Annotated in this window: 16 protein-coding genes; 7 read left to right on the plus strand and 9 right to left on the minus strand. The window is 58.0% G+C overall.

Annotated features, from left to right (window positions below; all coding sequences use genetic code 11):
* Positions 1–24 precede the first annotated feature (24 nt).
* Together ACQUQU_RS07780 and rlmKL are read right to left on the minus strand one after the other, a co-directional pair.
* Positions 25–1,236, minus strand: a complete 1,212-nt coding sequence (locus ACQUQU_RS07780; protein WP_430463024.1) for an ammonium transporter — start codon at positions 1,234–1,236, stop codon at positions 25–27.
* Between the two features lie 266 nt (positions 1,237–1,502).
* The gene (gene rlmKL, locus ACQUQU_RS07785) at positions 1,503–3,650 is read right to left on the minus strand and encodes a bifunctional 23S rRNA (guanine(2069)-N(7))-methyltransferase RlmK/23S rRNA (guanine(2445)-N(2))-methyltransferase RlmL (RefSeq protein WP_430462676.1); all 2,148 of its coding nucleotides are present in this window, start codon (positions 3,648–3,650) and stop codon (positions 1,503–1,505) included.
* Between the two features lie 168 nt (positions 3,651–3,818).
* Between rlmKL and rmf the strand changes: the two genes are divergently transcribed.
* A complete protein-coding gene (gene rmf, locus ACQUQU_RS07790) occupies positions 3,819–4,013 on the plus strand; it encodes a ribosome modulation factor (RefSeq protein ID WP_430462677.1) in 195 nt (64 codons plus the stop codon).
* Positions 4,014–4,101: 88 nt separating this feature from the next.
* On the opposite strand, the gene ACQUQU_RS07795 is transcribed toward rmf, so the two are convergent.
* The 4 genes from ACQUQU_RS07795 to ACQUQU_RS07810 all read right to left on the minus strand — a co-directional run bounded on the left by ACQUQU_RS07795 (position 4,102) and on the right by ACQUQU_RS07810 (position 11,542).
* Positions 4,102–5,127 carry a quinone-dependent dihydroorotate dehydrogenase gene (locus tag ACQUQU_RS07795; protein WP_430462678.1) on the minus strand — a complete coding sequence of 342 codons (1,026 nt, stop codon included), beginning with the start codon at positions 5,125–5,127 and terminating at the stop codon, positions 4,102–4,104.
* A 113-nt stretch (positions 5,128–5,240) separates the two neighbouring features.
* A complete protein-coding gene (locus tag ACQUQU_RS07800; protein ID WP_430462679.1) occupies positions 5,241–5,459 on the minus strand; it encodes a DUF2835 domain-containing protein in 219 nt (72 codons plus the stop codon).
* The gene (locus ACQUQU_RS07805; protein WP_430462680.1) at positions 5,459–6,463 is read right to left on the minus strand and encodes a hypothetical protein; all 1,005 of its coding nucleotides are present in this window, start codon (positions 6,461–6,463) and stop codon (positions 5,459–5,461) included. The genes ACQUQU_RS07800 and ACQUQU_RS07805 overlap by 1 nt, the downstream gene beginning before the upstream one ends.
* Positions 6,464–6,703: 240 nt before the next feature.
* Positions 6,704–11,542, minus strand: coding sequence for an NAD-glutamate dehydrogenase (locus ACQUQU_RS07810; protein WP_430462681.1), 4,839 nt, complete (start codon positions 11,540–11,542; stop codon positions 6,704–6,706).
* Positions 11,543–11,806: 264 nt separating this feature from the next.
* Here ACQUQU_RS07810 and ACQUQU_RS07815 point away from each other — a divergent pair, with 264 nt between their 5' ends.
* Genes ACQUQU_RS07815 through ACQUQU_RS07840 form a run of 6 tightly spaced genes read left to right on the plus strand, consistent with a single transcriptional unit; the run spans position 11,807 to position 18,964 of the window.
* Positions 11,807–12,766 carry an AAA family ATPase gene (locus ACQUQU_RS07815; protein ID WP_430462682.1) on the plus strand — a complete coding sequence of 320 codons (960 nt, stop codon included), beginning with the start codon at positions 11,807–11,809 and terminating at the stop codon, positions 12,764–12,766.
* A gap of 2 nt (positions 12,767–12,768) precedes the next feature.
* Complete coding sequence (locus ACQUQU_RS07820) at positions 12,769–13,764, plus strand: DUF58 domain-containing protein (protein WP_430462683.1); 996 nt, start codon at positions 12,769–12,771, stop codon at positions 13,762–13,764.
* A 4-nt stretch (positions 13,765–13,768) separates the two neighbouring features.
* A complete protein-coding gene (locus ACQUQU_RS07825; RefSeq protein WP_430462684.1) occupies positions 13,769–14,260 on the plus strand; it encodes a DUF4381 domain-containing protein in 492 nt (163 codons plus the stop codon).
* Complete coding sequence (locus ACQUQU_RS07830) at positions 14,257–15,285, plus strand: vWA domain-containing protein (RefSeq protein WP_430462685.1); 1,029 nt, start codon at positions 14,257–14,259, stop codon at positions 15,283–15,285. Before ACQUQU_RS07825 ends, ACQUQU_RS07830 begins: the two co-directional genes overlap by 4 nt.
* The gene (locus ACQUQU_RS07835; RefSeq protein WP_430462686.1) at positions 15,282–17,285 is read left to right on the plus strand and encodes a VWA domain-containing protein; all 2,004 of its coding nucleotides are present in this window, start codon (positions 15,282–15,284) and stop codon (positions 17,283–17,285) included. Before ACQUQU_RS07830 ends, ACQUQU_RS07835 begins: the two co-directional genes overlap by 4 nt.
* Positions 17,279–18,964, plus strand: a complete 1,686-nt coding sequence (locus ACQUQU_RS07840; protein ID WP_430462687.1) for a BatD family protein — start codon at positions 17,279–17,281, stop codon at positions 18,962–18,964. The genes ACQUQU_RS07835 and ACQUQU_RS07840 overlap by 7 nt, the downstream gene beginning before the upstream one ends.
* Before the next feature lie 75 nt (positions 18,965–19,039).
* Here ACQUQU_RS07840 and ACQUQU_RS07845 read toward each other — a convergent pair whose 3' ends face one another.
* From ACQUQU_RS07845 to ligA, 3 genes are all read right to left on the minus strand, one after another.
* A complete protein-coding gene (locus ACQUQU_RS07845) occupies positions 19,040–20,932 on the minus strand; it encodes a PAS domain S-box protein (protein ID WP_430462688.1) in 1,893 nt (630 codons plus the stop codon).
* Positions 20,933–21,053: 121 nt separating this feature from the next.
* Positions 21,054–21,722 (minus strand): hypothetical protein, encoded by a 669-nt coding sequence (locus ACQUQU_RS07850; RefSeq protein ID WP_430462689.1) that lies wholly within the window; start codon positions 21,720–21,722, stop codon positions 21,054–21,056.
* Positions 21,723–21,801: 79 nt separating this feature from the next.
* Positions 21,802–23,916, minus strand: coding sequence for an NAD-dependent DNA ligase LigA (gene ligA, locus ACQUQU_RS07855; RefSeq protein WP_430462690.1), 2,115 nt, complete (start codon positions 23,914–23,916; stop codon positions 21,802–21,804).
* Between the last annotated feature and the right edge of the window lies 1 nt (position 23,917).

The raw sequence follows: 23,917 nt of genomic DNA on the forward strand, positions 1-23,917 counted from the left end.
TATTGGTACTGGCGATGCACAGAATCAGTCTTCGTTGGTCGAACCGATCTTGTGAATGCTCAGGTCAGCACCGTTGAACTCTTCTTCTTCGTCCAGACGGATACCGGAAACCGCTTTCACGAAACCGTACACCAGGAAGCCACCCACCAGCGCCACCAGGATACCGGCCAGAGTGCCCACCAGCTGCGACAGGAAGGTCACGCCACCCAGACCGCCCAGTGCTTCGCTGCCGAAGATACCGGCCGCAACACCGCCCCAAACACCGCACAGACCGTGCAGCGGCCAAACGCCCAGCACGTCGTCAAATTTAGGGAACTTGTTCTGTGCCAGGGTGAAGATAAACACGAACAGAGCACCGGCAACGCCACCCACCAGCAGAGAGCCGATCGGATGCATGATGTCGGAACCGGCACACACGGCCACCAGACCGGCCAGCGGACCGTTGTGAATAAAGCCAGGGTCGTTCTTGCCCACCACCATAGCGACGATGGTACCGCCCACCATGGCCATCAGACTGTTCACGGCCACCAGACCGGAAATGCCCGTCATGGTCTGCGCCGACATCACGTTGAAGCCGAACCAGCCGACCACCAGAACCCATGAACCCAATGCCAGGAACGGAATGTTGGACGGAGCAAATGCCACCACACGGCCATCACGGTAACGACCCTTACGGGAGCCCAGCAGGAACACAGCAGCAAACGCGATCCAGCCGCCCACGCCATGCACTACCACAGAACCTGCGAAATCGTGGAAGGCAGCACCGAAGGTCGCTTCGAGCCAGCTCTGGAAGCCGTAGTTACCATTCCAGATGATGCCTTCAAAGAATGGGTATACGAAGGCAACGGTCAGGGCTGATGCAAACAGAATCGGATAGAAACGGGCACGCTCAGCGATACCACCGGACACAATCGCCGGAATCGCCGCAGCGAAGGTCAGCAGGAAGAAAAACTTCACCAGATCGTAACCGTTGTTCTGCACCAGCGCAGAGGCGCCACTGAAGAAGTTCACGCCGTAGGCGATCTGATAACCGATAAAGAAGTACGCCAGTGTCGAGACACCGAAATCGGTCATGATCTTCACCAGAGCATTCACCTGGTTTTTATGACGAACGGTACCCACTTCCAGAAACGCAAAACCGGCATGCATTGCCAGCACCATAATGGCGCCAAGCAAAATAAACAGGGTGTTGGCGCTCTGCATCAACGTTTCGACGGCGCTGTTGATGCTGTTCACGTCAATAGTTTCCACCTTGATCCTCGCTGTATTCAATCAATAGAACGTTAAACCGCCGGAACCGCCAGATCAGTGAATCGCTGAGCGATGCTTCATGACAGGGCCGGCACAGGGCATGTCCCGCTTTTGGGGCACAACCTACTTTCAGGCGAAGGGATTAGCAGAAACCGTACCAGAATTGTCATCTTTGACGGCGACAGGCGTTAAAATTTACAAACTTTTGCACAACCCTAGGGCTCATGCGCCCCAGAGCTGTGCGCCAGATCTCAACTTTTGTGTCGGATATGGAAGCAGTGGTGAATATTGGTGCGACGAGCGAAGTCAAATGGCACCGACTTTGCGCTCACATCGGAAATTGTGAACTCTTTTAGTGCATCCACATCCATGTCGAACTTTCGCAGGTTGTTGGAAAAAATCAGCAGCCCCCCCGGATTCAGGCAACGCATGGCCTGACTGACCAGCATGACGTGGTCGCGCTGAATATCCAGCACGCCTTCCATGCGCTTGGAGTTGGAGAAGGTCGGCGGGTCCATAAAGATCAGGTCGAAAGTATCGCGACAGTCGCGCAGCCACTGCAGACAGTCTTCCTGCAGGAACGCGTGCTTTTCCGGATCGATGTTGTTCAGCCGGAAGTTGTCTTTGCCCCAGTTCAGATAGGTACGCGACATATCCACGCTGGTGCACTGAGCACCGGCCACCGCAGCATGCACCGACGCCGTTGCGGTGTAGCAGAACAGGTTCAGGAAGCGCTTGCCCTGAGCCAGACCGGCAATCGACAGACGGGTCGGCCTGTGATCGAGAAACAGGCCGGTATCCAGATAATCCTTCAGGTTCACCAGCACCTTCACATTGCCTTCCTGAACCGGGAAGAAATGCTGCTCGGTGTTCTGCTTTTCGTACTGACGCTTGCCGCTCTGACGCTCACGGCGTTTGAGCACGATCTGCTCGGCACGCACACCCGTGACTTCCGGCAGCACCGCCAGCACATCCAGCAGCCGGCGCTCGGCCTTGGCTTCGTCAATGGATTTCGGCGGAACGTATTCCTGCACGTGCAGCCAGTCACCGTACTGGTCGATGGCTACCGCGTATTCCGGCAGATCAGCATCGTACAGGCGGTAGCACTGCACGTTTTCTTTGCTGGCCCACTTACGCAGCTGCTTCAGATTTTTGCCCAGACGGTTGGCAAACTGCTCCACCGGGCCACGGATCATGCTCGCCTGTGGCTGAGCCGAACGTTCATCCGCCGCACCAAACACCAGCAGGCGGGTCGCAATCTGGCCGTTCATAAAGTTGTATTGCTTCAGCAACGGGCGACGGATGCTTTTCGCCAGATCGATGTTGCCGGTGAACACACCCAGCTTCCATTCCGGCAGTTTCATGGTGGCGTCGTGGAATTGCTGATACAAAGGCGCCAGCTGAGGTAACTCGCTCAGACGCTCACCATAGGGCGGGTTACACACCACCAGACCGCCCTCTTCGATCACATCCTGATTAACGCGCAGCTGCTCGATGGAGCGGCGTTCAAAATGAATACGGCCGGCCAGTGCTGAACGGGCAAGGTTGTTGGAGGCCGCATTGAGCTGCTCCGGATCGATATCAAAGCCGTACAGACGGTTCTTCATGGCGGCGATACCGGCCGTGCGGCGCAGACGCGCTTCTTCGGTGATGGCCAGCCACTGCGAATTATTGTGGCGCAGCCAGGACTGGAAGCCCCACTTCTGGCGATTAAGACCCGGTGCAATGTCGGCCGCCATCATGCCCGCTTCCATCAGCAGCGTGCCGGAACCGCACATAGGATCGATCAGGTGCTTGCCTTCCGCCGCCAGTTGCGGCCAGCCGGCACGGATCAGAATGGCCGCCGCCAGGTTCTCTTTCAGCGGCGCCTTGCCCGGCTGCAGACGGTAGCCACGGCGGTGCAGACTGTCGCCACTGACGTTGAAGTACAGGAACAGTTTGCCTTTGCGCAGCTGGGCCTCGATACGCACATCGCCGTCTTTATCGACCGATGGACGGCCGCCGGTTTCTTCACGGAAGCAATCGACGATGGCGTCTTTGATCTTCTGCGCACCGAACTGGGTGTTATTGATGAAATCGGAGCGGCCGTGGAAATCGATCCGGAACGTCGCCTTCAGTGGAAAGACCGCCGGCCAGTCGACGGAATGCGCCGCTTTATAAAGATCGTCGACATTGTCTACCTGACTTTCCTGTAACGGAAACAGCATACGCGACGCCAGACGACTCCACAAACAGAAACGGTACGCCAGCGCCATGTCGCCACGCCAAATGACGCCGAGGTGCGTTTCCCGTTCAACTTCACCGCCTAAGTGTCTGATTTCGTCTGCCAACAAAGGCTCAATGCCTTTCGGACAGGCCGCTAACCAGCTGAAAACCGGTGCTGATGTTTCATTTTGCATGAGGAAAAAACCCGTTTCGTCAAATAGCGACTGGCTGTAAGAAATCCGTCGCTTAGAAGTAATAAATAATTAACAGTCCCGTGCCCGCTTGGTAGAACTGTTGTCGGCCAGTGATGTTTACCGCTGCTCTGGCCGCTCTGCCAAATCATCCAAGCGAGGACGCTTTTTATGAAAAAACAGAAACGCGATATGCAGGAAAGAGCTTTTGCACGTGGTTACCGCGCAGGTGTCGAGCGCCGTTCAAAAGATCTGGCGCCTCCGGGCGTAAACAGGGACGCCTGGCTGGCTGGCTGGCGGTCTGGCCGGTCCGACAACTGGGATGGGTATACCGGCGTTTCTGGTATTCACAAGATAGCTGTTTAACGGGCTTCTGCCCGCTCTGCCGCTTCCCCTCAAGGGAAGCAGAGCCCCGCCCAGGCGGGGCTTTTTTTATGCACCCGGACCTGTCAGGTCAGGAACGCAGTGCCGCAATGGCGTCGACCGCCTCGGCCACCAGCTGCGGGCCACGGTAAATGAATCCGCTGTACACCTGCACCAGCTGGGCACCGGCGTTGATTTTATCCGCCGCACCCTGCCCGTCCAGAATGCCGCCCACACCGATCACCGGCAGACGGCCATTCAGTGCTTTGCACAGGCTGGTTACGGTTTCAGTCGCCAGCTCTTCCAGCGGTGCACCACTCAGGCCGCCGGCCTCAGAGCCGAAACGCAGACCTGATACGCCTTCGCGTGACAGCGTGGTATTGGTGGCAATCACGCCGTCAATGCCGCTGTTCACCAGCGTTTCAGCCACCATAGACACTTCGTTTTCGTCCATATCCGGGGCGATCTTCACAAACACCGGCTTGTAACCGAACTCTGTGGCCAACTCCAGCTGACGGGCTTTGATCGGATCGAGCAGCTGCTTCAGTGAGTCGCCAAACTGCAGGGTACGCAGACCCGGTGTGTTGGGCGACGAGATGTTCACGGTCACATAGGTGGCGTGCTCATACACTTTATCCAGACACTTGAGGTAGTCAGAGGTGGCGTTCTCGACCGGCGTGTCGAAGTTCTTACCGATGTTGATGCCCAGTACGCCCTTGTATTTGGCCGCTTTTACGCGCTCAACCAGATGGTCAACGCCTTTGTTGTTGAAACCCATGCGATTGATGATGGCCCGGCGCTCCGGAATACGGAACAGACGTGGCTTAGGATTACCCGGCTGCGGGCGCGGCGTAATCGTACCGATTTCGATGAAACCAAAACCCAGACGGGCGAACGCGTCGATGTAGTCGCCGTTCTTGTCCAGACCAGCAGCCAGACCAACCGGGTTAGGGAATTCGATACCCGCCACTGTGGTTGGCAGCGCAGCAACCTGAGGGGCCAGAAACTTCAGCAGACCCAGACGCTCAGCGGCGCCCAGCATATCCAGACCCAGCTCGTGGGATGTCTCGCCATCAAGACGGAACATCAGTGCACGACTCAGACTGTACCAATCCATAACCAACCTCTTTTGGAACCTGTTCAAAAACGGCCGGCATTATATGTCAGCGCCGCCCGGCTGTAGACGACCGACGGCAAAAATATCGACGCCGGGCGGCAAAAAAGCAGGAATCAGAGGCGTTCGATGCTGTGAAACTTACCGTCACCGGTAAAACGAATGGCAAAGCGGCCCTGCACACCGTCGTAGCTCACCACCTGCTGCAGCACAGAGGCCGGGAAACGCACGGTGCGCCCGTCCAGACTGCGCGCCACAACCACCCGCACCTGCCCGGAATAATAGCGCTGGTATTCATGGGCATTGATCGACAGGTCGACCACGATCTGCTGCATCAGCGGGCCTCCTGCAGTTTACGCACCTGCTGCTGACGCCAGAGTTCGAGCTGTTCCCGCAGTTCGCGCAGGTAATCCACGGTACCGACTGGCAGGTTCAGCTCCTGCACAAAACTGCGTTGCGCCAGAATGGCTTCGGGCTGCAGATAATCGGGGATTACTCCCGGTCCGGCCTGATTCAGCAAACGCAGCGCCCAGCTGCCGTAACGCGCCAGAGGCAAAGCTTCACGCCGGCACAAGGGGGCATGTCCCAGCACCGCCGCCAGCAACTCCGGTGTGCGGTACAAAGAGCAGTTGATGTTTTCACTCCAGCCGCTATCGACGTAGTCGGCCCAATCAAACGAGCGCAGCAGCTGCCAGCGACGGCCATCACAACCGACGTAGGGCTCCGGTAAGCCGCCAGCCAGAGGATCCGGCTGCAGAGCCAGCACCCGGTTCCAGAAACGCAAGCCATTAAAATTGGCCGTCAGATCGGCAAACGAAAACACGCCCGTGGTCTGGGCTCCGAAATAGACAGACTCCGACCATTCACCGAACAGCAGCCCCTGCTCTGCGCCCTCAGACAGCTCATTGGTTATGGTGAAGTAGCTGTACCCTTCCGTGAAAAAATGACCGAGCTTGTCGCTGCCGAGCTGCACATCGCCAACACGGATCACAGACGCCATGCGTTCACTCAGCACCAGCGACGGTGACTGAGGCCAGAGAAAATCCCGGTACACAGAATCGGCCAGCGGCAGCGAAAAACGATCAACCTCAGGGCTTTGCTCGGCGAAGCTTTCTACCTGCCCGATCACAGGACGGGCAAGCTCCCAGCTGAGTGCATCGTAGAGCAGCCCGGTATCGCACTGAGGAAATCGGCGCGGCACGCCTGAACGCACTCGTGCGGGTTTGGGCACCGGCCGGTTCGCCCGTTCCACCGCGTTAAGCAGACGCCGGTTCACTTCCAGATTGAGCACCGCGCGGCTGTCCGCCAGAGCGCGGGGCTGAGGTGAAAACTGATCCACTTCTGCAGCGCAGACAGGCAGCAAAGCACTGAGAAGCCACAGGCAAAGCAACGCCCGGATGCATCCGGCGGAATGCGGCTGGGGGAGATGTATGAAAGGCAGTCGGTATTGGCTCATGCGCGCATGATAACCAGCCCACGGGCGGCTGTCAGGCCAGTGCCTTCGGCCTGATGCCGCGGTGACGGGCAACCGCGCGCATCAGGCCACAATGCGGGAGATCAGACGGCCGGTAACCGGCCGTCAGCAATCGTCTGGCGAACGGGCATGGCGACTGGCCTGAGCCAGGTCCAGCAATTCCCGCAGCGCCACCGCCACCATAGGGAACTCCACAACCTCCGAGGCTTTCAGCTCGTTCAGCATGCTGCCCCAGCGGCCGACCAGCGACTGATGATCCTGCTCCCAGCGCACTATGGTGTCGGCCAGCGCACTGCCCGGCTCCTGACTGGCCAGAATACCCACGGTTAATGCGCGCTGCTGCCAGTCGAGATCGTCGCGCATGGTTTCCCGCGCCAGTGCTTCCCAGTGGCTGTTGGACGTCAGCGCGTTCACCTGTTGCATAAACCAGTTCAGAGACAGATGTTCGCCCATTTCAAAGTAGGCCTGGGCCACATCATCCACCTCGCGCCCGGTCTGGGCCGACGCTTCGATAATGCCGAGCGCCGCGTACAGGTTGGCGGCGCCCGCGGTCACGGCGGCCAGCGCTTCAGGTACGCCGGCTTCCACCCGGTCCTGATACACCTGAGTCCAGCGATCGAGCGCCGAGCCCTTGAGCATGCGCCCCATGCTGGCGGCAATGGCCTGCACCGCCGGACGGAAGCGAGCGACTTCGGCCGCGATGTCCATATTCGAGCGGCGGTTACGCAGGAACCAGCGCGCCGCGCGCCGCACCAGACGCATCAGATCGCTCATCATGTCTTCCTGCAGCGCGCTCGGGATGCGGTAATCGAGTTGGGTAATCGCCGCCCAGTGTTCGTCCAGCGAGAACACATCACGGGCCGTGATATAGGCCGCCGCTATGTCCGTCACGGTGGCACCGGTGGAATCGTGCAGGCGGTTCACAAAGGTGATGCCCATGTAGTTGACCATGTCATTCGCCAGCTGGGTAGCGATGATTTCGGAACGCAGACGATGGCGGTACAGCGGCTCGCGGAAGCCGTCTGCCAGCGTGGCCGGAAAGGCCGTTTCCAGAATGCGGGCAATGTACGGGTCATCGTTCATAGCCGGCCGGTTGAGCTGCTCCTTGAGATCGGCCTTGGTGTACGAAATAAGCACCGCCAGTTCCGGCCGCGTGAGCCCGGTTCCTGACGCCTTACGCTCGAGCAGCACATCCTCAGGCGGCAGGAATTCCAGCGCCCGGTTGAGCTTGCCCTGCGCTTCGAATTCGCGGATCAGACGCGCGTATTCCTCCAGCCGCAGGCGGCAATCGCGGAAGGCCAGCGCAATGGCCTGGGTCTGACGGTAGTTGTTGTTCAGCACCAGACGGGCGACATCGTCGGTCAGGCTCATAAAGATTTCGTTGCGCTGCTTACGCGTCAGATCGCCGCTGTCGAGCACATCGTTGAGCATGATCTTGATGTTCACTTCGTGGTCAGAGCAGTCCACACCGCCGGCGTTGTCGATAAAGTCGGTATACGACGCCACCCCGGTCAGAGCCGCCTCGATACGGCCAAGCTGGGTCATACCCAGATTGCCGCCCTCGCCGATAACCCGGGCTTGTACCTGACTGCCGTTAATGCGCAGGCCGTCGTTGGCTTTGTCGCCCACCTGCGAATGGCGTTCGCTGCTGGCCTTGATATAAGTGCCGATGCCACCATTCCAGATCAGATCGACCGGCGCTTTCAGAATGGCGCTGATCAGATCATTCGGTGCCAGACGGTCTTCGCGGATACCGAAGCGGGCTTTCATTTCAGCGGTCAGGGCAATGCTCTTAGCCGAACGCAGGAACACACCGCCGCCCTTCGAGATCAGGGATTTGTCATAGTCATCCCAGGTGGAGCGCGGCAAGGCAAACAGGCGTTTACGCTCGGCAAAGGAGGCCTCAGCGTCCGGTTCCGGATCAACAAAAATATGCATGTGGTTAAAAGCCGCCACCAGCCGGATGTGCTTCGACATCAGCATGCCGTTGCCGAACACATCACCGGCCATATCGCCGATGCCCACCACGGTAAAATCGGTTTCCTGTACGTTCACGCCGCGTTCGCGGAAATGACGCTGCACCGACACCCAGGCCCCGCGGGCGGTAATACCCATTTTTTTATGGTCGTAGCCGACCGAACCGCCGGACGCGAAGGCATCGCCCATCCAGAAACCGCGTTTCACGGCAATTTCGTTGGCGATGTCGGAGAAGGTCGCGGTGCCTTTATCGGCCGCCACCACCAGATACGGATCATCCCCGTCGTGGCGGATCACATTCACCGGCGGCACCACCTGCCCTTCGGCCAGATTATCGGTGACGTCCAGCAGCGCGCTGATAAAAGTCTGATAACTGGCGATACCTTCGGCCATAAAGGCATCGCGGCCGCCGTCTTTCGGCAGGCATTTGGCAATAAAACCGCCCTTTGCGCCCACCGGCACAATCACCGCGTTTTTCACCTGCTGGGCTTTTACCAGACCCAGCACTTCCGTGCGGAAATCCTCGCTGCGGTCAGACCAGCGCAGGCCACCGCGGGCCACGCGACCGCCGCGCAGATGCACACCTTCCACCCTTGGCGAATAAACAAAGATTTCAAACATAGGCCGCGGCAACGGCATATCACTGATGGCCGACGGGTTCAGTTTGAACGACAGATACGATTTATCCTGGCCGCTGTCGTCCAGCTGAAAACAGTTGGTGCGCAGCGTGGCTTTAATCAGCTCGATGTAGCGGCGGATGGTGCGGTCTTCGTTGAGCTGCTCGACGCCGTCGAGGGCATCAATCAGCTGCTGCTCGCAGGCATCGCATTCCTGCTGGCGTTGTTCTTCCGACACCGGGCGCAGATCAAACCGCAGGTGAAAGAGCCGCACCAGCGTTGCGCTGATACCGATGTAGCGGCACAGGGTTTCGGCGATGTACGACTCAGAAATACCAAACCGGATTTGTTTCATATAGCGGGCGTAGGCGCGCAGAATGGCGATGTCTTTCCAGCCCAGTTCGGCGCCCAGCACGAGACGGTTGAAGCCGTCGTTTTCGGCCTTGCCGTGCCAAACGGCACCGAAAGAATCCTGAAACAGTTGTTTCACAGCAGCGATGTTGATGCTGTCGGATAAGGTGTAACGCAGCATGAAATTATGAATAAACACCCGCCCGCCATCGGCGCAGGTAATTTCATACGGGTGCTCGCCCAGTACACGCAGACCAAGATTTTCAAGGACGGGAATCACATCCGACAGCGGCAGAATCGTCTCACGGTTAAAGAGTTTAAAGCGCAGTTCGTTTTCGCCCTCTTCCAGCTCGCGGTAGAAACTCATGGCCAGCTGACCGTCGGGCTGGGCGCACAGGTACTCCATGTGCTGAATATCCGCCACCGCCGTGCGGGCTGTAAAACTCTCACGGTAACCCGCCGGGAAGGCCTCGCGGTAGCGGTGAAACTGCTTATTACCCAGCTCTTCGCCCACCTGCTCAACCAGCGCACTGTGCAGATCATCCGGCCACGAACGCACCACCAGCTGAATTTTTTTCGCCACCCGTGCTTCGTCGAATTCCACCGGCTTATCCGGATTCAGACGCATGGTGTAATGGGTGCGGGCAAGAATGGATTCGGAAAAATAGGTGTTGAATTCAATATCCAGCGTGTCGAATTCCGCACGCAACACCGCTTCAATGCGCTGACGCAGCTCAGTGTTGTAAATGTCGCGCGGCGTGTACACCAGACAGGACACAAACTTGCTGTAGGTGTCCTTGCGCAAATAAACACGCGTCTGCCGGCGCTCCTGAATATGCAGAATGCTGACTGAGGTTCGGTACAGCTGCTCAGCCGACGACTGAAATAACTCATCGCGCGGGTACACTTCCAGAATGCGGTTCAGTTCTTTGCCGCTGTGGCTGCGCGGATCGAAATCCGCCAGTGCCCGCACAGCGTTCAGTTTTTCGCGCACAAACGGAATGTTGTTCGGCGTTTCTATGTACACCATCGAGGTGTACAGCCCCATAAAGCGGATGCCGCGACTGACCTTGCCGTTTTTATCGAAGAATTTCACCACCACATAATCCGGGTACGCCGGGCGGTGTACCCGCGAGCGGCTGCCGGATTTCATAAAGCTGACGATGTGCGAATTGGTGATGAAATCGCGCACTTCATCTTCCAGATCCACCAGTTTCAGGCGGTTTCGGCTGGCTTTATTGTGGCGGAACAGCCCCAGATCCGACTCCGTATCGCGCACCACGTACTGCTCGGTGCCGTCCTGCTCAAAGTGAAATTCATCGCAGGCGAGAAAGGTAAAGTGGTTATTCAACAGCCACAGAATAAATTCCCGCGCTTCGCTGTAGTCGGCTTTGCGCCCGCCCTCCGCCGGTTTCGCCAGCGCCTTTGCGCACTCTTCGGCCTTGGCGGTCATGGCGTTGAAGTCGACCACGGTCGAGCGCACCTCCGCCAGCACATCCAGTAATTCCTGCTGCAGACTCTCCAGCAGATTCGGGTCGGTATGACGGTCGAATTCGATGTAAATAATGGCTTCCGGCAGAGAGGTTTTACCCGCCTCTTGCCAGTCGCTGATCTGCAGATGGTGTTTGCGGTCACGCTCGGCGTGCAGTACACAATACTGAATAGCGTGCAGCGACAACTGCCGGCCGTTCAGCGCCATGCGCACCGAATCCACCAGAAACGGCATATCGTCGGTCACCACCTCAACAATGGTGTGCATCGACTGCCAGCCGTGATTTTCGTAATCGGGGTTAAACACCCGCACTTTGTCTTCCGACGCTTTGCGCTGCTGAACAAACTGCCAGCACGACAACGTAGCGCCATAAACGTCTTCGACTGCTCTGGCCATCAGTTCTTCTTCCGGGGCTCCGGAGAAATACAATGCCGCAAACCGTTGCAGCACCGCCGCCTGGTCAGGGGCATTCCGTTCAGAGATCAGCGTGTTGAGCGCGGTTAACATAGCGATTCCCGTCTTTTTGATGCGTGAATTCAGCTTAGAACATTCACGACAAAGTTCTTGCGCCAGACGGGCCTGTCTTGTGTGCGATGCTGTGTGCAATTGTGTGTGATGTTATGTACGACACGGCGGGACAACCTGCACCCGGCAACGGAAAACGCAGCTGGCCGGGGTTGAACTTTCTCAAAACGTCGCCATCTGAGCATTGACCTGCTCAGGCAGGCCAATAAAATCCCTGTTAAATCAAGGCACTGGAAAGACGGAACTATGACGGTACAAGACGGTTTTGCGCGCCTGAACGCCTCCCTTCAGGAACAGATCATCGGCCAGCCGCATCTGGTCGAACGTTTGCTGATCTGCCTGCTGAGTGACGGCCATCTGCTGGTTGAAGGGGCGCCGGGTCTGGCCAAAACCAAAGCGATCAACGCACTGGCACAGCGTCTGGAAGGCGATTTCAAACGGGTGCAGTTCACCCCCGACCTGTTGCCCGGCGACATTACCGGCACCGAGATCTACCGTCCGCAGAGCGAAAGTTTCGATTTTCAGGCCGGCCCTATTTTCCACAACCTGATTCTGGCCGACGAAATTAACCGTGCGCCGGCCAAAGTGCAGAGCGCCCTGCTCGAAGCCATGGCCGAACGTCAGGTCACCGTCGGCGGTGTCACCCGCAAATTGCCACCCCTGTTTATGGTAATGGCCACCCAGAACCCGATTGAACAGGAAGGTACGTATCCGCTACCGGAAGCTCAGCTCGACCGTTTCCTGATGCACGTGGTGATCGACTACCCGGCCGCCGATGCCGAACTGAAAATTCTGCGTCTGGCCCGCGGCGAAGCCCTGCATCTGAATCAGGATGTGGACGTCCGCTTAAGTCAGGCCGATGTGTTTGCCGCCCGCCAGCAGGTGCTGAATCTGCACATGAGCGAAGCGGTTGAGCAGTATCTGGTGCAGCTCATTATGGCCAGCCGCCGCCCGGACAATTACGGCAAAGATCTGGCCGGCTGGATCGAATACGGCTGCAGCCCGCGCGGCACCATTGCCCTCGACCGCTGCGCCCGCGCCCATGCGTGGCTTAAAGGCCGCGATTACGTCAGCCCCGACGACGTGCAGGCCGTGGCGCACGACGTTCTGCGTCACCGTTTGCTGCTCAGCTTCGAAGCCGAAGCGTCCGGCATGACGGTGAACAAAGTGATCAACGAACTGCTGCAACGCGTACCGGTTATCTGACCATGACCAGCGCTGTGGACACTCCATTTTCCCTCGGTGCTGAAATCCGCGCGGCGAATCTGGTTGGCCTGCGTACGCTGGCCCCCTTTCTGCCGCTTCACCGTCAGCGCAAAGTGCTGAACGATCTGGCCGGCACCCATTCGTCGGCCATTCGCGGCCGCGGTATTGACTACGCCGAAGTACGCGCCTATCAGCCCGGTGACGATATCCGCGCGATGGACTGGCGGGTAACCGCCCGCACCGGTGACGCCCACATCAAAGTGTTCCGCGAAGAAAAAGAACGCCCGGTCATCATCGTCTGTGATCTGCGTGCCACCATGCAGTTCGGCACACGCCGCGCCTTTAAAAGCGTCGTCGCCGCCGATCTGGCCGCCCTGCTGGCCTGGTCGGCCCTCGACCACGGCGACCGCATTGGCGCGCTGCTGTTTTCTGACAACACAGAAACCGATATCCGCCCGAAACCCGGCCGCCGTCAGGTGCTGCATTTGCTGAACGCCCTTACCGGCGTTCAGGCCGGCGAGCCCGAAGAAGGCCGGCTGGCGCAGATATGCCGGCATCTGAGGCGCATCGTGCGTCCGGGCAGCGCCGTGTATTTCATCAGCGACTTTGCCGGTTTCGACGACGACTGTGAACGCCAGCTGTACAACATCGGCCAGCATTCCGATCTGGTGGCCATCCGCCTGACCGACCCCCTCGATGCCCAGTTGCCGCCACCGGGGCACTACAGCATCCGCCACGGCGATACCCGCCGGGTACTGAATACCGCCAGCGCCGCCACACGCGCAGCCTATGAGGCCGACTTTGTGCAACGTGCCAATGCGCTGCAAGCGCAGATGAACCGGTTGCGCATTCCACTGATCAGCCTCAGCACCGCCGATGCCGACCCACTGCCACGCCTGCGCGCCGGTCTTGGTCTTGGCGCTGCGACCCGCCATACCCCGGGCAGCCAAAGCGGCAACGATGCTGCGCAGCCGGCCAGTGGACTGAACGGACGATAACGCCATGAATCCACAAACCTCTGCGGCCCCATCGCTCAACTTAAACGACATTATTCTGCCCGACCCGGTCGGCGTCTGGCCGCCGGCGCCGGGTTGGTGGTTGCTGCTGGCCTTGCTGATTCTGCTGCCGCTGGTGGCCTTTTGGCTGACACGCGTTTACCGCGCGCGTCGCGCCCGCAAACAACCCAAGGTCGACTGCCAAACGCAGCTGGCACAGCTGCTGGGTCAGGAAACGGCGTTAACGCCAACGCTGTGCGCGCGCACCAATGAAGCACTGAAACTCTACTGCCGCGTCTGTTACCCACAGGCGCTGGCCCTGCATGGCGATGCCTGGGCAGAATTTCTGACCGCCCGCGCGGGCGTGCTGACCGCCGGTCAGCTGCATGCACTGGCTGCCGGTCCTTACCTGCCGCAGGTAGAAGGGTCTGCCCACGAATTACTGACCAATCTGACGCTGTGGCTGAACAGCGCTGAATCTGACAGGAGTCGCCTGTGAGTTTTGACGTCCACTGGCCCTGGGCGTTTTTTGCCCTGCCCCTGCCGTTACTGGTGTACTTCATTGTGCCAGCCCTGAAGCGCCCGAGTGCGGCGCTGCGGGTGCCCACACTGGCGGGCTTTCCGGGCGCCGAAGCGGCCGATAACGGACGCGCACCTTTTCAGTTTGCCAGCACGCTGCTGCTGAGCCTGTTGTGGTTGTCACTGCTGACCGCCGTTGCCCGTCCGTACCGCACCGGTGAAGTGGTCGAAATGCCGGTGTCCGGCCGTGATCTGATGCTGGCTCTGGATTTGTCGGAAAGTATGAAGACCGCCGACATGACGGTGAACGGCTTGTCGGTCAGCCGTCTGGCGGTGGTGAAAGACGTGCTGAACGATTTTATTCCGCGCCGCAAAGGCGACCGTCTGGGGCTGGTGCTGTTCGGCGATGAAGCGTATCTGCAAAGCCCACTGACCTTTGATACCCAGACCGTACAGACACTGATGAACGAGGCTCAGATCGGACTGGCCGGGCAAAAAACCGCCATCGGTGATGCCATCGGCCTGACCATCAAACGCCTGCAGGACAACCCGGAAGATTCCCGCGTGGTGATTCTGCTGACCGACGGTGCCAACACCGCCGGCGAAATTGATCCGTTAAAAGCCGCCGAATTGGCCGCAACCTACAAAGTCAAAATCTACACCATAGGCCTGGGTGCCGACCGCATGGACGTGCCGAGTTTCTTCGGTACGCGCACCGTCAACCCAAGCCGGGATCTCGACGAAAATGCCCTGCGCACCATTGCCCAGAGCACCGGCGGTACCTTCTTCCGAGCCCGCAACCCGAAAGAGCTGCAACAGATTTACCAGCTGATCGATGAGCTGGAACCAACCGAGAAAGACCCGCAGATCTACCGCCCGCAACAGAGCCTCTATCACTGGCCTTTGCTGTTGAGCGTGCTGTGCGCCCTTGCGCTCAGCCTGCGTCAGGGCAATGTGGGGCAACTGTTTACCCGCCGACTGAACAAGCAAGGTGAGCGCGCATGATGGAATGGCTGACCGATTTCCATTTTATCCGGCCGCTGTGGCTCTTGAGTCTGCTGCCGATGGCCGCCAGCTGGTGGCTGGTGCGCACACGCAGTGCTGGCGCCGGTGACTGGGCGCGGGTGATTGACCCGGCGCTGCTGCCCTACCTGCTCGATTCCAGCGACGACGCCCTGCGCAAACCCAATCCGCTGTGGCGGGCATTGATGGCGCTTGCAGCCGTGCTGGCTGCGGTGGCGCTGGCCGGACCGGCCTGGCAGAAGATGCCGCAGCCGGTGGCGCGCAATCAGGATGCGCTGGTGATTCTGCTCGACCTGTCCGCCTCTATGGGCGCCCAGGATGTAAAGCCCAGCCGTTATGTGCGTGCCACGCAGAAAATTACCGACATCATCCGCGCCCGCCGTGACGGTCAGACCGCGCTGGTGGTGTACGCCGGCGATGCCCACACAGTAACGCCACTGACCGATGATGTGGCCACCATCGAAAACCTGCTGTCGTCGGTATCGCCCTTTATCATGCCGTCGCCCGGCAGCCGGCCGGACAAAGCCATCGCCGTGGCCCAGCAACTGGCCACTGACGCCGGCGTTAACCGTGTCAGCCTGCTGCTGATTACCGACGGTATTCTGAACAAAGACATCGAGCGCATCCGCAGCGTACTCGACCCACTGCGCAGCCGCCTGAGCGTGATGTCGATCGGCACTGCCGACGGCGCGCCAGTGCCGATGCCGGGCTCGGGTTTCCTGCGCGATAAAGACGGCACCATAGTGCTGCCGAAGCTGGATACCGCACCGCTGATGGCCCTGTCGGCAGAGCTGGGCGTGCGCTACGCCCCGATGTCGCTGGATGACCGCGACTGGCAGACGCTGCTCAGTGCTGAACCCGAGGCCGACATCAGCGCCGACGGCCAGAAACGCTTTGATCTGTGGGCAGACGAAGGCTTCTGGCTGTTGCTGGCACTGGTGCCACTGGCCGCCCTGCTGTTCCGCCGCGGCGTTCTGCTCAGCCTGTTGCTGCTGCCGCTGATCAGCCCCAATAAAAGCTATGCGCTGGAATGGCAGGACCTGTGGCAGACGCCAGACCAGCAAGCTCAGGCGCTGTTCGACAGCAATCCGCAGCAGGCCGCCAATACGTTTGAAGACAAAGCCTGGGCCGGCTCTGCCGCCTACCGGGCCGGCCAGTACGATGCAGCGGTAAAAGCCTACTCCGGCCTGCCCGAAACCGCCGAAAACCGTTACAACCTCGGCAACGCACTGGCCATGCAGGGGCAACTGGACGACGCAGAAGCCGCTTACGAAGAAGCGCTGAAACTGAATCCGGATCTGACACAGGCACAGGAAAACCTCGAAAAAGTGCGCGCAGCCAAGCGTCAGCAACCGCAGAATAACCAGAACAGCCAGAATCCAGACGACCAACAGCAAGACCCCGACAATAAGAATCAGCAGGGCCAGAATCAGCAGGGCCAGAATCAGCAAGGTCAGAATCAGAACGACCAGCAACAGAATGGCCAACAACAGAACGATCAGCAGCAAGATGACCAGAATCAGAATGGCGGGCAGCAGAATGGCGGGCAGCAAAAAGGCCAGAACTCCGCCGCCAACAGCAAACAATCGCCGGCGGATTATCAGCCCGACGTAGAAGACAAAGACCCGAAGGCGGCTCAGTCTGCACAAGCAAAAGAGCAGCAGAATGATGATCAGCCAGACGATAAAGAACAGGCTGCCGCCAGCGCAAAAGACGACGCCTCCGCCGACAATGCGGACGAGCAGGCCATGGCACAGGGCAAAGACAACAGCGAGCCCGACCAGGCTGAAAGCAAGGACCAAACCTCTGCCAGCCATACCCTGACCGGTGCCGACGGCAAGCCCCTGAGTCGCGAAGAACAGGCGGCTATGCAGCAGTGGCTGAACCGCGTTCCCGACCAGCCGGGCAACCTGCTGCAACGCAAATTTCTTTACCAGTACCGACAGAACAACGATCAGACTCATGAGGATGTTTTATGGTAAGGCGCCTGACTGCCCTGCTGGCCCTGTGTTTTACACTGATCTCAACGCCGGCACTCGCCGCTGACTTCAGCGCGACGGTCGACCGCAAACAGGTGGCCGAAGGCGATACCTTTACCCTGAGCCTGCGCTACGGCGAACAGGTGGCGTTTGGTTCGCCCGATCTCAAGCCGCTGGCGCAGGATTTTCAGGTGCTGAATCAGCAACGCTCGAATCAGTTCCGTTCCATCAATGGCAAAACCGAATCCTTCACCGAATGGACCCTGACCCTGACGCCAAAGCGCACTGGTCAGATTACCGTGCCCGCCATCAGTTTTGACGGCGCGAGTACGCAGCCGATTGTGCTGGAGGTCAGCAAGCTGTCGGCAGATGTCAAAGCACAGCAGGAAAAGCAGTTCTTTTTCGACATCAGCATCAGCCAGCAACAGAACTACTATGTGCAGGGCCAGATTCTGTACACCGAAAAGCTCTACTACAGCGTGAATCACGACGACGCCACGCTGTCGGAATTCAAAGTCACCGACGCCCGCGTGCAGCCGCTGGGCGATGTAAAGCAATACACCAGCGTGATTGATGGTGTGCGCTTTGGCGTATACGAACGCCGCTATGCCATTTTTCCGGAAGTCAGTGGCGAACTGGTGATTCCGGGGCAGCGTTTCAACGCCACGGTAAACAACCCTTACGACCGCTGGAGCCGTGGTCGTCAGGCATCCGCTGTCAGCAAACCCATTACCCTGACTATTCAGCCGATCCCGGCCAGTTATCCGCAAGCCAGCTGGCTGCCGGCCAGCAACCTGACCACCGAAGAAACCTTCAGTACCGATCCGTCGCAATGGCGCGCGGGCGAACCCGTGACACGCACCCTGAAACTCACCGCGACCGGTCTGCCGGGCAGTCAGCTGCCTGCCCTTACCCTGCCGGTGATTGATAAGGTCCGCTACTACCCGGATCAGACCAACCAGAACGAAGACGTAAGCGACAGCGGCGTTACCGGTACCTCTGAACAATCCATCGCCATCGTGCCAACCAGCAGCGGCCGCATTGTGCTGCCCGAGATCCGCATTCCGTGGTGGAACACCACCTTGGGCAAACTCGAATACGCCATTCTGCCGGCGCATACCATTGTGGTGGCCGCCGCCAACAGTGCCGTGCAGCCGGGTGGCAATGGCACTGTGCCCGCTACCGAAAGCAGCGACGGCAGCTCAGACAGTACAGGCGTGGCAGCCCCGGCAACTCAGAGTGCGGCAACCAACCCGGTGTGGATGATGGTGGCCATTGCATCACTGCTGGTGAATCTGGTGCTGATCGTACTGGTCATAGCGGCCGCCAAGCGCAGACAGCCCGTTGCGGCGAAAGCCAGCGTTTCTGATGCGACCAGCCCGGCAGACGCCTGGAAAGCCGTGAACACGGCCTGCCAGCAAGGCGATGCCCCATCAGCCCGCCGCGCCATCATCGAATGGGCGAACAGGACGCATCTGACCCCCTCTGCGGTCGTAAGTCTGTCGCAACTGATGAATGCGATTGACGATGCACCTTTACGCCATGCACTGGCCGAGCTGGATATGACCCTGTACTCGGCCAGCGGTAATTCTGCGTGGAATGGTCAGAAGCTGCTGGCGTTGCTGAAAAAAGCCAAACCGCAGTCAGCAGTAAACGCGCAGCCAGGACTCTACCCGGCCTGACCAGACGGCCGGGGTGTGATCAGAAAGGAATTGGTTTGGCGGGATGAGCGTGCACCGAATCAGGGACGCCCGGGGTTATTCTGAACGCTGAGCAGGTTCTGAACCCGGCTCTGCCTGAGAGGGTGCCGGCCCGGCCGTGTCTGCTGAAGCTTGCGACGCGGGCTCTGATTGCCCCGCTTCTGCCGTAAGGCTGGCATCGGCTGTTTTGCGCAGTTTGCGCTTACGGCCATGACTGTTCGCCGCTTTGTCGAGATACATGGCCTGATCGGCGACTTCAATCCAGCTGCTGGAATCTTTCACATCCGGATAGCCTACATAGGCCAGACCGATACTGAAATGCACCGGAAAATCACCCGCCTGAGTGGAATGGCTGAGCACATTCGCGCGCAGATTACGCATGGCCATCGAGGCTTCACGCACGTTGCTCTGCGGCAGAATCACCACAAATTCGTCACCGGCGTAACGGGCCAAAATATCGGTTGAACGAATGTGCGAGCGGATATGCTCCGCCAGCGCACGCAAGGCGTCGTCGCCGGCGATATGGCCGTAGGTATCGTTAATTTCCTTAAAGTCGTTCAGGTCAATAAACAGAATGGAGCTCGGCGTTTTATAGCGCCGGTAAAGCGCCAGCTGCCCTTCCAGCTCTTCGTACAGCGCCTGACGGTTCAGGCAGCCGGTCAGTGCGTCGGTGCGCACCAGCTGGTTCAGCCGTTCGGTGGCTTCTTTTTCTTTCTTCAATGAACGTTCAAGCTCCATCTGAGCTTCAACGCTGTCGGTGATATCGGTCGCCAGACCAATCACGTATTCCAGCTGCCCCTTGCCGTTACGCACGCCCTTGCCAGTGTCATACACATAACGAACGCCCCGGCGCGGATGCACTACCCGGTAGCGCACTTCCCAGCTGCCGCTCTTATGCTGCTCGATTTCCTGAATGACCTTCTGCCGGTCTTCCGGGTGAATGCCTTCGATGAAACTCTGGGGCCGTTCGTACAGACTGTCACAGCTGCGCCCCCAGATGCTTTCGTAGGCCGGGTTAATGAACAGTATGCGCTCGATGCCAGGGGACGACATCCACACCACCGACTGAATGGTTTCGGCAATGGTGCGGAACTTCACTTCCGATTGTTGCAACAGGGACTCCGACTGCTTGCGGTCGCCAATGTCCTGAATCACCGAAATGAAGTAATCCGGAAAATCCTGTTCATCGCGGATCAGGGTGACCGTCAGGTTGGCCCACAGAAAGCGGCCGTCGGACGTTTTGTAGCGTTTTTCCATGCTGTACGAACTGCCCACGCCTTTCAGCAGGTCGTTGACGTTAGAGACGTCAGCATCCAGATCATCCGGGTGGGTAATGTCCTGAAAGCAGAGTTCAATCAGCTCTTCACGGCTGTAGCCTAAAAACTCGCACAAATGACGGTTTACCCGCAAAAAGCGACCGCCGAGGCTGACGGTGCAGATACCAACAGAGGAGAGTTCAAACAGCTCATCGTAGGCTTTGCGCTGCTCGCGCAGCTTACGCTCTTCTTTCCACAAGGCGCTGGTGTCGCGGATGGTCGCCAGCGCCATCGGCTTGCCGCTGATCTGTACCAACGACAGGTGAATTTCCGCGTTGATCTTGCGCCCCTGAGCGTCGTGCACCCAGATGCGGTTGGCCATGCGCCGTTCGCCGGTGGTGGAGAAAAACAGGGAAATCAGATGCCGATGCTGGGCGCGGATGCCTTCCGGTACCAATATGTCCACCGGCTGGCCGTTGAGTTGGCCCTCGTTATAACCTAGCAGCTTGCAGGACGCGTGATTGGCCTGACAGATGATGCCGTCGGTATCGACCAGAATGCTGGGGTCAGGGCTTAATTCGAACAGGGTGTCGTTCAGCGATTCGCCGCGGGGCTTCCGGCGCCCGAGAAGATATGCTGCAGCAGTTGCCAACACTAAGACTGCTGCCAGCAGCAGCCACCCTGTCAATTCCATGCTTTCTCCGTAGACGGCCGTTATTGGTCCTCAGCCGCAAACATGAACATCCGGTCAGTTCCCTGACCGGTTACCTTATCTGATAGTAAGGTTAGCAGGCGCCGCAAAACGCGCCTGCCGATCATCCTTGTCGCAGGGGTTTTACGGCGTCGGTCACCGACTGGTCTACCTGTCCGAACAGGCTGCGCCAGAACCAGTTGCTTTCCAGATCATCCCGGCAGCCAACCAGCTGCTTCTGGTACAACTTGGCCCGCCCTTCCACTTTACGGGCGACGTCGATCAGCCACTGTTTCTTTTTGTAGGTGCCACGCAGATAGCCGCCAGTGCCTTCGTGATACGCCAGATACAGGCCATAGGCATCGTGCGGTTTAATGCCCGCCCGCTGAATGCTGCGCGCGTTGTACCAGCCGATGAAATCGACGGCATCTTCGAAATCGTCACGGTCGGCCCCCCAATTGCCGGTGTTCATCATGTACTCATCCCAGGTGGTATCCAGCGCCTGGGCATAGCCGTAGGCGGTGGACGGCCGTGGACCCGGAATGATCCACAGATACCATTTACGCGGCGGCCGGTTGTCGTCGATGAATTTGGATTCCTGATGGATAAAGGCCATGGTAACGGCCTCGGGAATGCCATACTTCTGCTTCACCGCCTTGGAGGCGTTGTACCAGTCGTAATATTCGTCGTAGATCTCACAGACGTTGTTGATGTTTTTCGGCTGCGCGGTAGAACAGCCCACCAGCAGGGTCATCAGCATCACGGTCAGCAAACAGCAGGTGCGTTTCAGCATCGGCTCCGGGATCTCCTTATTCGATTCTTCTTAAGCCATTTCGTAAGGTTTTTCGTGTGGCTTTATTGAGTCGGACACGTTATTCCAACGGCTGGCCATGTTCGCCAAGCAGAGCCAGAAATGCCGCTTCGTCGAGTACCTCAACGTTCAGTGACTGAGCTTTCGGCAGTTTCGATCCGGCTTTCTCCCCTGCCACCAGAAAATCGGTTTTGGCCGATACCGAACCCGCGACTTTAACACCCAGTTGCTCCAGCAATTCTTTCGCCCGATCGCGGCTCATGCCACTGGTCACCAGAGTGCCCGTGATAACCGCCGTTTTGCCGCTCAGCGGCAGATCGTCAGACTGCACCGGTTCCTTTTCTTCCCAGTGCACGCCGGCACGCTGTAACTGTTCAATCACGGTGCGATTATGCGGCTCAGCGAAAAAATTATGCAGGTGTTCGGCCACGACGACTCCGACGTCCGGCACGGCCATCAGCTGTTCAACGGTGGCATCCATAATGCGCTGCAGAAAACCGAAATGGCCGGCCAGCTGATTGGCGGTGACCGTGCCCACTTCGCGAATGCCCAGCGCGTATAAAAAACGGCCCAGCGTAGTATTTTTGGCGGCGTCGAGCGCATCGAGAATATTCTGCGCCGATTTTTCTGCCATGCGTTCAAGCCCGGCCAGTTGTTCAAGCGTCAGATGAAACAAATCGTCAACCGAATCGATTAAGCCGGCATCAACCAGCTGATCAATCAGTTTGTCACCCAGACCTTCGACATCCATGGCTTTGCGCGAAGCAAAATGCTTGATCGCCTCTTTGCGCTGGGCCGAGCACACCAAACCGCCGGTGCAGCGCGCGACGGCCTCACCGTCCACTTTTTCGACCAGTGAATCGCACACCGGACAATGATCCGGCATAACAATGTCACGGGCATCCGTTGGACGTTTATCCAGCACCACAGACACCACTTGCGGAATCACATCACCTGCACGGCGGATAATCACGGTGTCACCGACTTTCACGCCCAGACGGTCGATTTCATCCATATTGTGCAGCGTGGCGTTGGACACGGTCACGCCGGCCACATGCACAGGATTCAGCCTCGCCACCGGGGTAATCGCGCCGGTACGGCCAACCTGAAAATCTACGCCAATTAATTCCGTTACTCGCTCTACTGCAGGAAATTTGTAAGCAACAGCCCACTTTGGAAACTTACTAGTACCCCCTAGTAGACTTCTGTAGCGAGGACTATTTACTTTATATACCAGTCCATCAATCTCAAAAGCCAAAGACTCTCTCTTATCTTGATACTCTTGAAATTTGTTTACGCATTGAATTACACCATGGAGCAGACGAACATCAGGATTCACTTTAAAACCCAGGCATTCAATTGCTTGCATTTGCTCATCCAGCTTCGCAGGGAGCGCTCCAGAATCGCTTTGAAAGCCAACACCATAAGGAAAAAAACGTAACCATGATGCAAACTTGGGAGATCTATCCTTTCTTGCCAAATACCCACCGACTGCATTACGAGGGTTTGCGTAAGTTCTATCTCCAGAATCACTTAAAGTATTATTTGCCTCAGCCAAGCAAGCCAATGGCATAAATAGCTCTCCTCTAATTTCCAGCTCATCTGGAAACTGGCCCGCTAGAACCTGAGGAATATCGCTGACATCGGCAATCAAATGCGTAATCAGATCACCGGATTCGCCGTCGCCTCGCTTTGCCGCATATTGAAGGCGGCCACTTTTGTAAAAAAGATTAATCGCTGCACCGTCATACTTTGGCTCTAATAGAATTTCGACATTACTCAGAAAATCGTCACCCAAAGACTCGGCGAGGTCCTTCTTTAAACTTTTCGCCATTCTCTCAAAGAAATCTACAAAATCTTTCGATGTATGAACCTTATCTAGGGACAGCATCGGTGCTCTATGCCTAACCGTAGATTCACCACCAGCTGAAGAACCTCCGCCAACGCGTTTTGTCGGACTATCATCCAAAGCATAATCCGGGTACTGCTTTTCTAATGCAGCCAAATTATTCAGTTCGGAATCGTACTCATCATCAGTTACAAGAGGACTGCCGGTTTCATAATAATAGTACTCCCAATTCTTAAGCTTCTTTGTAAGCTCTTGAATGTATTTTTTGGGATCGGTATTTTCTAGCTCATCATCAAATGGTAAGGATAAACTGGTAATTTCTTTCATA

The sequence above is a fragment of the Thalassolituus sp. LLYu03 genome, from assembly GCF_050507655.1.
Classification (GTDB): Bacteria; Pseudomonadota; Gammaproteobacteria; order Pseudomonadales; family Oceanobacteraceae; genus Venatoribacter.